This window comes from Pontibacter sp. H249, assembly GCF_037892465.1.
Taxonomy (GTDB): domain Bacteria; phylum Bacteroidota; class Bacteroidia; order Cytophagales; family Hymenobacteraceae; genus Pontibacter.
In genome coordinates, this window is record NZ_JBBKTR010000002.1 from 356,947 (window position 1) to 371,143 (window position 14,197).

Here is a 14,197-nt window from a genome sequence, read left to right on the forward strand (position 1 = left end):
TGATTATCATGAATACAATTCATGATAATCATCCTATTAGGTGTGTGCGAAAGTACAGCGTTTCAAGATCACACCCAATCAGGTTTGAATAAATTATACCTTTCACTCAGGCTTGATCAGCCAACTTTTAAAGATAATTGTCTAAGATACTTCGCAACCTTCTCCTCCTCCACGCTGTTCTAATAAACCATTAACTTGTAGTATCTTTGTAAAGAAGACATAGCAGAACACGACTTGATAAAAGTCCTGTGTTCTGCCTTTCTTGTTTTGTAATAGACCTAAATGAAAGTAACTGACTTTTTAGAACTGTACCGCCTCGACAGCGTGGTGCAAACCGTTGCCGAGCTTTTAAAAGCCAAAGAACCTTATCGCTTGCAATTGAAAGGCATGGCAGGCAGCCTGGATGCCGTCATGGCTTCGGCGGTTTATACTTTGAATCCGCAGCACCAACTCTTTGTGCTACACGACAAAGAGGAAGCTGCTTATTTTTATACCGACCTCAAAAACCTGCTTGGCGACCAGAAGGAGATCCTGCTTTTCCCGACCTCTTATAAGCGCCCCTATAGTTTTGATGATACCGAGAATGCCAACATACTTATGCGGGCAGAGGTACTCAACCGCCTCAACAGCAAAACGGAAAAAGGCGAGCTGATCGTGACCTACCCAGAGGCGCTGACGGAGAAGGTGATTAATAAAAAGTCGCTGGTGGAGAACACGCTGGGCGCCAAAGTAGGCGCTAAGCTGGATGTGAATTTTCTGAGCGAGATGCTGACGGAATATGGCTTCGAGCGCACCGAGTTCGTTTATGAAGCGGGCCAGTATGCTGTGCGAGGTGGCATTGTGGATGTGTTCTCGTACGCTAACGACCTGCCCTACCGCATCGAGTTGTTTGGTGATGAGATTGAAAGTATAAGAACTTTCGATCCGGACACTCAGCTATCGGTGGAGACGAAGAAGGCTATCTCCATTATACCCAACGTGCAGACGAAGCTGCTGCAGGAAACGCGTGAGGCATTCCTCGACTTTTTGCCTAAAAACACTAACATTTGGTTTAAGGACGTGCGCCTGACACTGGATGTGATAGAGGAATACTTTGTTAAGGCTTCGCATAACTTTGAGAAGCTGATGGCCGGCAGCGGCGGCACCCAGATCGTATCGGACCCGGAGCAACTGTTCCAGACGCAGAAGCAGTTTAAAAAGCTGTTAGATAATTTTAACGTGGTGGAGATGGGCAAGCGCTTCCACTTCAAAAATGCCGAAGTGCTGCAGCTGCAGGTCAAGCCACAACCGTCGTTTAACAAGGATTTTAACAGGCTGGTGAAAAACCTGCACGAGCAGCAGGGCGCTGGCTTTGTGAATGTCATTGCCACCGACTCGCCTCGCCAGATCAACCGCCTTACTATGATTTTCGATGAGCTGGACCATGATGTGCGTTTCCAGCATCTGCCCGTCTCCCTGAGCGAGGGCTTCATCGATCATACGTTAAAGATCACCTGCTACACCGATCATCAGCTGTTTGATCGCTTCTACCAGCACAAGGCTAAAACCGGGCACTCCAAGTCGAAGGCCATGACGCTGAAGGAGCTGCGTTCGCTGCAGCCAGGCGACTATATTACGCACGTAGACTACGGCATTGGCCGCTTTGCCGGACTGGAGAAAGTAGAAGTAGGCGGCCGCCTACAAGAGGCTATTCGACTGGTTTACCGCGACGATGATTTGCTCTACGTCAGCATCCACTCGCTGCACAAAATAAGCAAGTATAGCGGCAAGGAAGGCGGGCCGCCAAGTATGAGTAAGCTGGGCTCGCCGGAGTGGGAGAACAAAAAGAAGAAGGCAAAGAGCAAGGTAAAGGATATTGCTCACGAGCTCATCAGCCTGTACGCCAAACGCAAAGCCGCACCAGGCTATGCCTACACCAAAGATGGCTTCCTACAAGCAGAGTTGGAGTCATCGTTTATCTATGAAGACACGCCGGACCAGGCAAAATCTACGGAGGATGTGAAGGCCGATATGGAGCAACCACACCCAATGGACCGCCTAGTATGTGGCGACGTAGGTTTCGGTAAAACGGAGATTGCCATTCGTGCCGCCTTTAAGGCAGCCTGTGATGGCAAACAAGTGGCCGTGCTGGTGCCAACAACTATTCTGGCTATGCAGCACTTCCGCACGTTCCGCGACAGACTGGAGCAGTTTCCGATAACTGTAGACTACATCAACCGCTTTAAAACAGCCAAGGACACGAAAGATACGCTGAAACGTGTGGCCGAGGGCAAAGTGGACATTCTCATTGGTACGCACCGCATCGTGAGCAAGGATGTGAAGTTTAAGGACCTGGGCTTGCTGGTGATAGACGAGGAGCAGAAGTTCGGTGTTAAGACAAAGGATAAGCTGAAGGAGATGCGCGTGAACGTGGATACCCTGACGCTGACCGCCACGCCTATTCCGCGCACGCTGCACTTCTCGCTAATGGGTGCCCGTGACCTGAGCGTGATCGCGACGCCTCCGCCAAACCGCCAGCCTGTAAAAACGGAGTTGCATGTGTTTGATGAGGGGCTGATACGCGATGCCGTGGTAAACGAGATGAAGCGCGGCGGCCAGGTATTCTTTGTGCATAACCGCATTAAGGATATAGAAGAAATCGCCGATATGATTCTGCGCCATGTACCCGATGCCAAAGTAACTTTCGCCCACGGCCAGATGGAGCCTGAGAAGCTGGAGAAGCGCATGATGAAGTTCGTGAACGGCGAATATGATGTGCTGGTATCAACGAACATTATTGAGTCTGGTCTGGATATCGAGAACGCAAACACCATCATCATCAACCGCGCGCATATGTTTGGCTTATCAGACCTGCACCAGATGCGTGGCCGTGTGGGCAGATCAAACAAAAAAGCGTACTGCTACCTGCTTACCCCGCCGGTGGCTGGTTTGCCTTCGGATGCCCGTAAACGACTGAGTACTTTGGAAGAATTCTCTGACCTGGGCGAGGGCTTTAAGATTGCTATGCGCGACTTGGATATTCGCGGGGCGGGCAACCTGCTGGGTGGCGAGCAAAGCGGCTTTATTACAGACCTTGGTTTTGAAATGTACCACCAGATACTTGATGATGCAGTTAAAGAATTAAAGGAGACTGAGTTCAGAGAATTATTCCTGGGAGATAACCTGGCTGAGTTCATAGAGCCGGTGCGCGACTGTAACATCGAGACAGACATGGAGGTGCTGATACCGGAGAGCTACGTGAGCAACATCTCTGAACGCTTGAACCTTTACAGCAAACTCGACAGTGTAAAGAGTATGGACGAGCTGGACAAGATCTGTGCAAGTATAGTAGACCGTTTTGGTCCTATGCCGGAGCAGGTGCAGCAGCTCGTGGAGATTGTGAAGCTAAGGTGGCAGGCACAGCAGTTAGGTTTTGAGAAGCTCACCATTAAAAAAGAGGTAATGAAAGGCTACCTGCCAAGCGAGAACAACGACAAGTATTTCCAGTCCGATACGTTTGGCAATATCTTAAAGTATGTGCAGCAACACTCGCGCCGCTCACGCCTGAAAGAAGCCAAGGATAAACTAATCGTAATCGTGGAGGATATTCAAAGTATAGCCGATGCCAAAGAGGTGTTCGAGGGCTTTGGCGTGAAAGAGCTCAACCCGGCTTAATATGAGCTCGTAGTACTGAACTCAAACCTACAGGATGACAGATGAATCTATATATAATCTGGCTAAAAAAGCTCTTCTAAAGGGCGACGAATGCCTGATGGATTTTATGGATTCATTACCGCAAATGGCATGGACAGGCAGCCCCAGCGGGAAGATTTTATACTTTAACAAAGGGTGGTATGCATATACTTGCATGCCTCCCGGCTCCACTAATGGCTGGCTTAAAATAGTACACCCCGAAGACTCATTCCATGTAATAGAGTCCTGGAATAAATCACTCCAGGCAGGCGACTACCATGTGGAGTGCCGCCTCCGAAACGGTGCAGATGGCTCTTATAAGTGGTTCCTGGAGCAAGCCATGCCCCTCCGTGATGAAAATGGAAAGGTTGTTATTTGGGTTGGAACTTATACCGATATAGATGAGGAAAAGCAGTCAGAAGAACCGTAACTAGCTGCAATCAGGTTGTAACATCAGGCAAGCACATCCCTCTAGGCTTATGATTAAATAACGCATCAAAACTTTGCATATTAGCAAGTATCTACATCAGTTTAATTAATTCTTATAGCCTTCTTATGATGCTATAAGCTACCTTCCTCAGCACACGTGCAAAAGTATACCATACCTGCCACCTTTATCTATACTTTAGAAACATAATATCAACGTAGTTAAACCAATCTCTAAAACAATATAATATCTAGCACCATATTCATTTTTTTTATTAATTTACTACTCAAATTTATAGCTCTAAGTCTAGCCGCACCATGCACATAGCAGAAAATAAACTTTCCCCGGATCTTACTCTTGTTTTTCGTGCATTACCAGGATTATACTTGCTGCTATCTCCTGATTATATTATCCTGGATATCACTAAGAAGTACGCCAGTTTAATAAACCTAAGTGTTGAAGAGGCTATCGGCAAATATATTTTTGATGCCTATCCTGCTGATGACAATGACCTGAACAACACGACCAGACAAGAGCTTCGCGTCTCGCTTCGGCACGCAAAAGAACATAAAGAGCCACACACAATGCCTTCTGCGCGTTTTGATGTGCCAGTTCCTGCAGCAGCCGGTGGTGGTTTTGAAGAGAAGTACTGGACAACCACTAACACACCAATTTTGGATTACAGTGGAGAACTTTTGTATATCCTGCACGAAACGGAAGATATAACAGAAAAAGTGCAGCAGGAGCAGATCCATAAAAAGAACGAAGAGCGTCTGAATATGCTCGACAATGCTCTTCCTACGGTTAGCTGGGAATACGATATAGTAAATGACCAACTAAGCTGGGACAAAAACCTGTTTCATGTATTTGGTTATGCACCCGAGGAGCTAGAGTTGACAGGAGTATCATGGGACAAACTGGTGCACCCCGACGACTTTAAAGCCGTTCAGCAAAGTATAACCCAAGCCACCAAACAAGGCCAAAAAATCTGGACAGGCGAATACAGGCTAAAAAAGGCTGATGGTACTTATGTGCACGTACTAGACCAGGGATATTATGTTTACGACAGCAACAATAAGCCGTTAAGAACATTTGGCACTATTATAGACTTATCGCTAAGTAAACGCACTGAAGAAAGCCTTAAAGAAAGCGACACCCGCTTTAGGCAACTGCTCGAGAACCTGCCCCATATGGCAGGATTGGCAGATCCTAAAGGTAAAGTACTATACTTTAATGATAATTGGTACAGCTATACCGGCATGCCGAAAGGCCAGACCGATGGCTGGACCAGCGTTATCCACCCTGAGGATACAGCAGAAGTGCTAACTGCATGGCATAAAGCCATATCATCGGGTAATATGTTTGAGGTAGAGTACCGCATACGTGATTATATAACCGGCAATTACCGTTATTTCCTGAAACGAGGTATGCCCATGCATGATAGCAACGGCAACCTAACGTTATGGGTAACCACCTGTACCGACATTGATGATCAAAGACAAAACTTTGGCAGCAGCTTACGCCTTAAAGAGCAACAGCTGGAAAGTATGCTACAGTTTTCGCCCGCACATCTTTGTTTACTAGAAGGCCCGAAGCATGTGTGTCGTTATGTATCGCCTGGGGTATATCGCATGTATGGCGCACGCCCTTATATAGGCAAGCCTGCACATGAATTATGGCCAGAGTTAGAGCAAACCAAATTTCTGGACCTACTCAATCTAACTTATACACAAGGAGAGGTGACTCACTTGGATGCACAAAAATTATTATACGACCGCTATCAAGACGGCAAACCTGAAGAAGCATACTTTAACTTAAAATACCAACCCATCTTTGATCAATATAGCCAGGTAGAGGGTGTTCTTATATCTGCTGTTGAAGTTACGGAGCTTATACAGGAAAAACGTAAAGCCAAAAAGCTGGCAGCAGCGTTAAACCAGAAAATCAGCTAGCTAACTTTATATTCTGCTTCTATCCTAACTTATTTATGATCATCTTGTAACAATTTACCCCAATTAATGTTACTAAAATCTCTATGCCAGTCTATAGCTTATAGTAAGGTATTATTCAACTCGACATGTCGACATTAAATTATATTACACCAGCTCCTGATTTTAAAACTATTTTTACTGCACTGCCTGGTTGTTATACAGTGTTGTCTCCTGACTTACACGTTATAACTATAAACAACGCATTCGCAGAAGTCTTACACCTTTTACCTGCTCAAGCAGAGGGAAAACATCTAGCAGAAATTCTTCCTGCTACCCCAGGCTCTGCCGAAACAAACATTCATCCGGTTCTGCAGCAATCTTTAAACTATGTGCTGGCTCACAAGCAAGCACATACAATAAACTACTTAGGGTTAAGTATAAATGTACCATCATCTGTAGGTGGCGGAGCAGAACAGAAGCACTGGTCGCTGATAACGACACCTATACTGGATGAAGACAGTGAAATAGCTTATATCATACTGCAAGTACTGCAAGCAAAAGATGCAAATGAGCAGCAGGGCCACAGCCTGGAATTAGAGGAAAGCACCGAACGATTTGAGCGAATAGCTAAGGCAACTAACGATGTAATTTGGGATTGGAATCTGAAAACCGATATGCTGTGGTGGAACGATGGGTTCTCAAGACTGTATGGCTATGACTTGGCAAAAGTAGAGCCTGATATAAGCTCTTGGAAAAACAGAATTCACCCTGATGATCTAAAGGTTGTATCCGACTCTATACACCAGCATATCTTAAACAACTCCGAAGACGAATGGCAGTCAACTTACCGCTTTCGCTGCGCAGATGGCAACTATAAATTTATTCTGGACCGTGGCTATGTAATAAGGGATAGCCAGCATAACGCTGTTCGGATGGTTGGTGCCATGCTTGACATGACGGAAAAGCTACAGATAGAGCAAAAACTGCAGGAACAAACCAACTATACAAGCCAATTGCTGGAGTCGTTGCCGCTAATGATTTGGACTGCAACACCAAATGGTGCCGTGAATTATTATAGCCAGCAATGGTACGATTTTACAGACTCTAATTTTGAGGAGATGAAAGCGCGGGGTTGGGGGAAATTTATACACCCCGATGATGCAGAAGAGACGACGAGACTTTGGAATATATCCGTTAGCACAGGCGAAGAGTTTGTAGTCGAAAACCGCTGGAAAGGTAAAAACGGAAAGTATAAATGGTTTCTGGCCAGAGCCTTGCCAATGCGCGATAGCGAGGGGCAGATTATTATGTGGGTTGGGTCTCATACCGATATAGAAGAGCAAAAACAGATGATGGCGGCAATAGAGAGCAGCAAAGAGCGCTTTAAAATGCTTGCTGACTCTATTCCGCATATAGTATGGAGCGGCAAGCCTGATGGCTACGTGGATTACTTTAACCAGCAATGGTACGATTACACCAAAATGACAGAGGAGGAAACATTAGGTTTAGGCTGGGGCCCTTCTTTGCACCCCGACGACCGACAGCCTACTGTAGATGATTGGCTGTATTCTATGCGCACCGGCCAAATGTATGAGCGGGAACTACGCCTACGTGATGTGTACACAGAAAACTACCGATGGTTTTTGGCCAGAGCCTTACCAATGCGCGACGCTGCAGGCAATATTATAACCTGGTATGGCACCGCCACCGATATTCACGACCAAAAAGTACTAAGCGAGCAGGTAGAGGCTTCCGAAAAGAAATTCCGTTTCTTAACTGAGTCTATCCCTCAGATGGTTTGGAGTGCTAACCCAGACGGTTATATCGATTATACTAATCACCGCTGGTTTGAATACACTAAAATGGACGAAAGCTCGCTTGGCTTTGGCTGGGCACCGGCCATACACCCTGATGAGTTTGACAGCTTAATGAGCACCTGGCTAAGTTGTGTAGCCACCGGTGAGGAACTGGAGTTTCAGGTTCGCTTTCAGGATACTGTTGCCAAAACTTACCGTTGGTTCCTGCTGCGCGCCGAGCCAATGCGCAACGAGGCCGGTGAAATTGTTAAATGGTTTGGTACTGCCACCGATATTCACGACCAGGTACTGCTACGCGAACAGTTACAGAAGTCCGAAAAGCAATTCCGCTTTTTATCTGAGTCTATACCGCAAATGGTTTGGACTGCAGCCCCTGATGGCTTTACAGATTATTTTAATGGCCGCTGGATAGCTTATACCGGACTTTCTCTGGAAGAAAGTATAGGACAGGACTCTTGGCTAAAAGTGCTCCATCCAAACGACTCTGAAATGGCGATAGAGCGTTGGAAATACTCGGTTCGTACTGGCGATTATTATGAAATTGAGTACCGTATTAAAGATGGTACTACTGGAGTTTATCGTTGGTTCCTGGGCCAAGGCATACCTATGCGCAATGAGGCCGGCGAAATAATTAAATGGTTTGGCACCTGCACCGATATTGAGGATCATAAAAGAGCAGAAGAGGAATTGCTGGAGAAAAACATCGCCCTGGAGCGCACAAATCAGGACCTGGACAGCTTTGTGTACACAGCCTCCCATGACCTTAAACTTCCGATCGTAAATATGGTTGGGCTGTTTCATGAGCTTACCCAAGTAGCCGAGTTTAAAGATCCTGATGCACCTAAAATGATCGGCATGTTTAATAACTCGCTGCAGCAAATGCAGAACACGATCAATGAGCTCTCCGAAGTTGTGAAAGTTCAGAAATCAGTGAAGAAAGAACTGGAGTGCCTGCCACTTGATGAGATAACTCAAAATGTATTGGCTAATCTGCAGCACCACATAGAAGGCACACAGGCAATCATTACAACTGATTTCTCTAAGGCTCCCTGCCTTTACTTTACACGCTCTGGGCTAAGAAGTATACTTTACAACCTTATCACGAATGCCATAAAGTATAAATCTAACGACAGGCAGCCTGTTATACATTTATGCTCCGAAATAAAAGATAACTTTGTGGAGCTAAAAATTACAGATAACGGAATTGGCCTGGACCTGAATAAACATCAAAATAAGCTTTATCAGATGTTCAAAAGATTCCACAATCACGTAAACGGCTCTGGGCTTGGCTTATATATCGTAAACAGGCTACTGACCAATAACGGAGGACATATAAATATTACAAGTAACCTGAACGAAGGAACTACTTTTTACTTATACTTTAAACAGAAAACAGCCTAACCACACGCACGCAACATGACAAAATCAGTTAAAACTATTCTGCTGATCGACGACGACGAAACTACTAACTACCTGAATCACAGACTACTGTCTAGGATGCAGGTAGCAGAAGATATTCGGGTGGTAACAAACGGCGAAGAGGCTTTGCAGTATCTTGGAAGAGCCTTTACAGATGATCCCGAGTATCCGAGGCCAGACCTTATCTTTGTGGATATCAAGATGTCTGTGATGGATGGTTTTGAATTTTTAGAAGAATATCAAAAACTGGAGAATAGTGACAAGAGCAGGATTGTGATGCTTATGTTAACTTCATCTGCAAGCTTTTATGATCTTGAAAAACTAAAAAAATTTCCGGATGTGCGCCAACATTACTCAAAGCCCTTAACAGAGGGTGACGTACGCGACATCATGAACGAATATTTTTAAGCTGATCAAAAGCTTTTATCCTTTACAACAGCGGCACTCTTACTACCAGAGTGCCGCTGTTGCTTTTTACACCATACACCACCTACTCCACCACCTCGCTCGCATAGGTATGCTTTAAGATCAGTATACAAATGTCTATGCACTCACAAATCAACAATAGCCCTGGCAACACCGTACATAGATACACCCGCACATTGTTGGGTATATCTATGTAACACCTTAGAAATAATCATAAAACTATGGCAAACTCAGAAAACTACCGTGGCCAGGAAGAAGAAAACTGGCGCATGGAACGTAAACCATACGAACAAGATAAACAACAGCAACAGCGTTATGGCTACCGGGGCAACAGCTCCCACAACGATAAGCAATGGGACGAGGGGAACTACTTCCATACCGGGCCGAGCAAGCGCGGCGCCCAGGACACAACAGAGAAGCGTTATGGCGAAAGCTATCACCATGACCGCAACAGGACTTACGCACAAGACCGCAATGCACATCTATCCGACCATTATGGAAGCAAATCTGATAGTCCTTATCGTAACGAGCAATCTTACTTAGACCACGGGCAGGGCTACCAACACAGCGATATGCACAATATGCGCAGGCCACATACACCGGGTGGCTCGCTGCAGGGCAATACTTCTGATGTGAACGACTATCCAAACAATATGTGGCGCGACAGCCCCGACAGCCGAAGCCGTTATAAACAAACAGATTACCGCTACGGCAGCGGATCGCATAACTGGTACAGAGAAGGACGATATACCCCGGATAGCAACGAGACAGCTCCATACCCTCGCGATAACCGCAGTTTTGTAGATCGTGTTAAAGACACCTGGAACGACATCTGGCACTCTGACGATCCTGACTATCAGCCACGCAACCCACAGAGCCAAGCTGAGCGCCTTGATTCGCGCACACGCTACGGTTCGGAGAATTACCGCGACCGCCGCTTCGACAGAGGCTACGAAGGCGGACCCCGTTGGGCCGACGAAACCGACTCTGGCTCCGACGAATACTACAATAATATCGACGAAACTAAACGTTACCGCCGCTAGATCGTATAAAGAGCAGATTAGGTAGATTTGGTAGTAGATTAGTTTTAGTTAGTGAATTGCAAAGCCGGCATTACATGCCGGCTTTGTTTTTTTACCCCTGCAGGGTATGCTTCTATAAACCTACTGACTGTGAGCGCGTAAGTTTAAGAAACAGGCACATAAGTATAAATTGATTCACCTAACATAGAAATCATGCGTCATAACGAAAACGAAAACAGACATAGACATCACAGAGAAATGCACCATCACCGTGAAAGGCATCACCCACCACACCATGAAGAGCACTTCCAGGATTTCAGGAGCCGTTGGGGAGAACCAGAGCCCTTGATACATCTGAACCACCAGGGAAGGCACTCGCACGAGATGAGGCATCCGGAGGATATAAGACACCCGCAGGATATGTCACGCCCACAGGATATGCGCCATTGGAGAGATGAAAATCACCCGGAGAATTATGGCCGCCATCCAGAAGAAGACTGGCACGACCCACGTCATAATGCATATGAGCAACACCGCGAACCTGTTTGGCGCCAACGGGATGTATACTTTGACCAAAGCAACCAACGTGCTGAGGATCGCTGGAACGAAGGCGACTCACAGATGATGCCACACCCGAAAAACCGTAACGAGCATGGCAGAAGACCACACCCACGCGACACACGCTGGAACGAGTATGATGAAAATGAGTATTAGTTAGTGTTTAGGTACAACGCAAAAAACTTTACCACAAAGGCCGTAGCTTGCGCTCCGGCCTTTTTTGCTGCTGGTTCTTGATGCATAAATCCCAAGCTCTACTTTATTAACTTATCTAACTAAAGCTGCAGCCTTTACATTTTATACTTTTGCTAAAGATGAACAGCGCACTAGAAGACCTACTGCTACAAATAAGAAGCTGCCGCATTTGCGAAGAGCACCTGCCCTTGGGACCTCGCCCCGTATTGGCAGCCAGCACTACAGCAAAGTTGCTTATTGTTGGCCAGGCACCGGGCACTAAAGTACACGCCAGCGGCATACCCTGGAACGACCAAAGCGGTAAGCGACTGCGGCAGTGGCTTGATATGAATATAGAGTTATTTTATGACGCCTCTCAGGTAGCCATTGTGCCGATGGGCTTCTGCTACCCCGGCAAAGGCAAAAGCGGAGACCTGCCTCCTCGCCCTGAATGCGCACTGCACTGGCACCAGAACCTGCTGGCGCAGTTGCCCAATATCCAGCTCACTCTGCCTATAGGCAAGTATGCGCAAGATTACTTTCTCGGGAAATCTGCCAAAGCCAACTTAACCGAAACTGTAGCCAGCTGGCATGAGTACTTACCCCACTATATGCCTATGCCTCACCCATCGCCGTTAAACCACTTTTGGCTGAGGCGCAACCCATGGTTTGAGCAAGAAGCAGTGCCGGCGCTGCAAACACTCGTAAAAGATTTGTTTAAGATATAGTAAATAGGCTATTTTAGCTACCCCTTAACCACCAGCAATTTTGATACATGATCAACTATCCAAACAGTAAGCTTCCTGATATTGGTACCAGCATTTTTTCGGTGATGTCTGGCCTGGCAAACGAGCACAAAGCTATAAACCTGTCGCAGGGCTTTCCGGATTTTAACTGCCCAGAGCCACTGATGCAGCTGGTAACAAAGTACATGCACGAAGGCTTTAACCAGTATGCTCCTATGCCGGGCATGCCTCAGTTACGCGAGAAAATCAGCATCAAAACAGAAAAAGTATACGGCTACCGCCCTAACCCCGACACAGAAGTTACTGTCACATCTGGTGCTACCGAAGCCTTAAATGCTGCCATAACAGCTGTTGTTAAACCCGGCGACGAAGTAATTGTGCTGGAGCCCTGCTACGACTCTTATGTACCGATTATCCGTTTATGTGGCGGTGCCCCAATTTTTGTACCCCTTGCCTTGCCAGATTTTAGTGTAGACTGGGATTTAGTAAAGAAACGTATTTCGTCGCGCACTAAACTCATTATCATTAATACGCCGCATAACCCCACCGGAGCAGTAATGAGCAAAGCAGACCTAGATACGCTGGCAAGTATAACCAACGGTACCGATATATTGGTGATAAGCGATGAAGTATACGAGCACATGGTGTTCGACGGGCAGCAGCACTACAGCGCCTTACAGCACCCAAGTCTGCGTGAGCGTAGCTTTGTAGTTTCTTCGTTTGGCAAAACCTACCATACTACCGGCTGGAAAGTTGGCTATGTAATTGCACCTGCCCCTCTTACAGCAGAATTGCGTAAAATGCACCAGTTCATCACCTTCTGTACCGTTACGCCAATGCAACTGGCCATTGCCGATTTCATGGATAATGAGGCACATTACCAGGAACTGCCGGCTTTTTACCAAGCCAAACGCGACTTCTTTTGTGAGCAGCTAAAAGGCAGTCGCTTTGAGATAATACCTGCTGCCGGCACCTATTTCCAATTAGCAAAGTATAGCAGCATCTCTGATGAGCATGACCTGGATTTTGCCAAACGCCTAACAGTGGAAACAGGCGTAGCCGCCATACCAGTATCAGCCTTCTACCACGATAAAACCGATAACAAGTACCTGCGTTTCTGCTTCGCAAAAAGTGAGGAAACTTTAAAAGCAGCCGCCGAGAAGTTAGCTATGCTTTAATTGTAAAACGGTACTGTTGTCTCATTCATAACACACCATTATTAATTACCCTATGGACCTGCGTGTAACGATTGTACAAACTGAGCTGCATTGGCAAGATGCCGGGGCAAACAGAAACATGTTTACTGAAAAACTGGCTGCGGCTGCACCTGCTACAGATTTAATTGTACTGCCTGAGATGTTTACCACCGGCTTTAGTATGAATGCGGAGGGATTGGCCGAGGAAGCCGAAGGCCCTACGTTAGCCTGGATGCAGCAGCAAGCAAAGCAGCACAAAGCAGTAGTTACAGGCAGCGTGATGGTGAAAGAAGGTGAAGCATACTTTAACCGCTTGTACTGGGTGCGCCCCGACGGTAGCTATGCAAAGTATGATAAAAAGCATCTGTTCCGGATGGCAAAGGAACACCATACTTATACTTCGGGGCAAGAGAAATTAGTGGTAAACCTGAACGGCTGGAACATCTGCCCTTTGGTTTGCTACGACCTGCGATTCCCGGTGTGGAGCCGCAACAGCAACAACGCTTACGACCTGCTGCTATACGTAGCCAATTGGCCCAAAGTGCGCAGCAATGCTTGGAGCACTTTATTGCAGGCCCGTGCTATCGAAAACCTTGCTTATGTAGTTGGTGTGAACAGGGTAGGCACCGACGGCAACAACCACCCCTACTCCGGCAACTCAGCTATCGTTCACCCGAAAGGTTATCACCTTTTGGAAACAAGCGAAGTAGAGGGTATTCACACCATAATGCTAAGCAAAAAAGAACTGGACGACTTTAGAGAAGCTTTTCCGGCGCATTTAGATGCAGACGCTTTTAGCCTGTTGTAGG

At 46.5% G+C, this 14,197-nt stretch carries 10 protein-coding genes; all 10 read left to right on the plus strand.

Annotation, left to right across the window (positions count from 1 at the left end; all coding sequences use genetic code 11):
• Positions 1-282: 282 nt before the first annotated feature.
• The 10 genes from mfd (at position 283) to WG943_RS04000 (ending at position 14,196) form a co-directional block, all read left to right on the plus strand.
• Complete coding sequence (gene mfd / locus WG943_RS03955; RefSeq protein WP_340406863.1) at positions 283-3,654, plus strand: transcription-repair coupling factor; 3,372 nt, start codon at positions 283-285, stop codon at positions 3,652-3,654.
• A 34-nt stretch (positions 3,655-3,688) separates the two neighbouring features.
• Positions 3,689-4,102, plus strand: coding sequence for a PAS domain-containing protein (locus WG943_RS03960; RefSeq protein WP_340406864.1), 414 nt, complete (start codon positions 3,689-3,691; stop codon positions 4,100-4,102).
• Between the two features lie 314 nt (positions 4,103-4,416).
• Positions 4,417-6,051 carry a PAS domain-containing protein gene (locus tag WG943_RS03965; RefSeq protein ID WP_340406865.1) on the plus strand — a complete coding sequence of 545 codons (1,635 nt, stop codon included), beginning with the start codon at positions 4,417-4,419 and terminating at the stop codon, positions 6,049-6,051.
• A 125-nt stretch (positions 6,052-6,176) separates the two neighbouring features.
• Positions 6,177-9,248, plus strand: coding sequence for a PAS domain-containing protein (locus WG943_RS03970; protein WP_340406866.1), 3,072 nt, complete (start codon positions 6,177-6,179; stop codon positions 9,246-9,248).
• A gap of 15 nt (positions 9,249-9,263) precedes the next feature.
• Entirely contained in the window at positions 9,264-9,674 is a 411-nt protein-coding gene (locus WG943_RS03975; RefSeq protein ID WP_340406867.1) for a response regulator, read from the plus strand.
• 239 nt (positions 9,675-9,913) lie between these two features.
• Positions 9,914-10,735, plus strand: coding sequence for a hypothetical protein (locus tag WG943_RS03980; protein WP_340406868.1), 822 nt, complete (start codon positions 9,914-9,916; stop codon positions 10,733-10,735).
• A gap of 192 nt (positions 10,736-10,927) precedes the next feature.
• On the plus strand, positions 10,928-11,428 hold the full coding sequence (locus tag WG943_RS03985; RefSeq protein WP_340406869.1) for a hypothetical protein: 501 nt from the start codon (positions 10,928-10,930) through the stop codon (positions 11,426-11,428).
• 158 nt (positions 11,429-11,586) lie between these two features.
• Positions 11,587-12,174: a uracil-DNA glycosylase family protein gene (locus tag WG943_RS03990; protein ID WP_340406870.1), complete on the plus strand. Its 588-nt coding sequence runs from the start codon at positions 11,587-11,589 to the stop codon at positions 12,172-12,174.
• Positions 12,175-12,221: 47 nt separating this feature from the next.
• Complete coding sequence (locus tag WG943_RS03995; RefSeq protein ID WP_340406871.1) at positions 12,222-13,370, plus strand: pyridoxal phosphate-dependent aminotransferase; 1,149 nt, start codon at positions 12,222-12,224, stop codon at positions 13,368-13,370.
• Positions 13,371-13,422: 52 nt separating this feature from the next.
• Positions 13,423-14,196 carry an amidohydrolase gene (locus tag WG943_RS04000; protein ID WP_340406872.1) on the plus strand — a complete coding sequence of 258 codons (774 nt, stop codon included), beginning with the start codon at positions 13,423-13,425 and terminating at the stop codon, positions 14,194-14,196.
• Position 14,197: the final 1 nt, after the last annotated feature.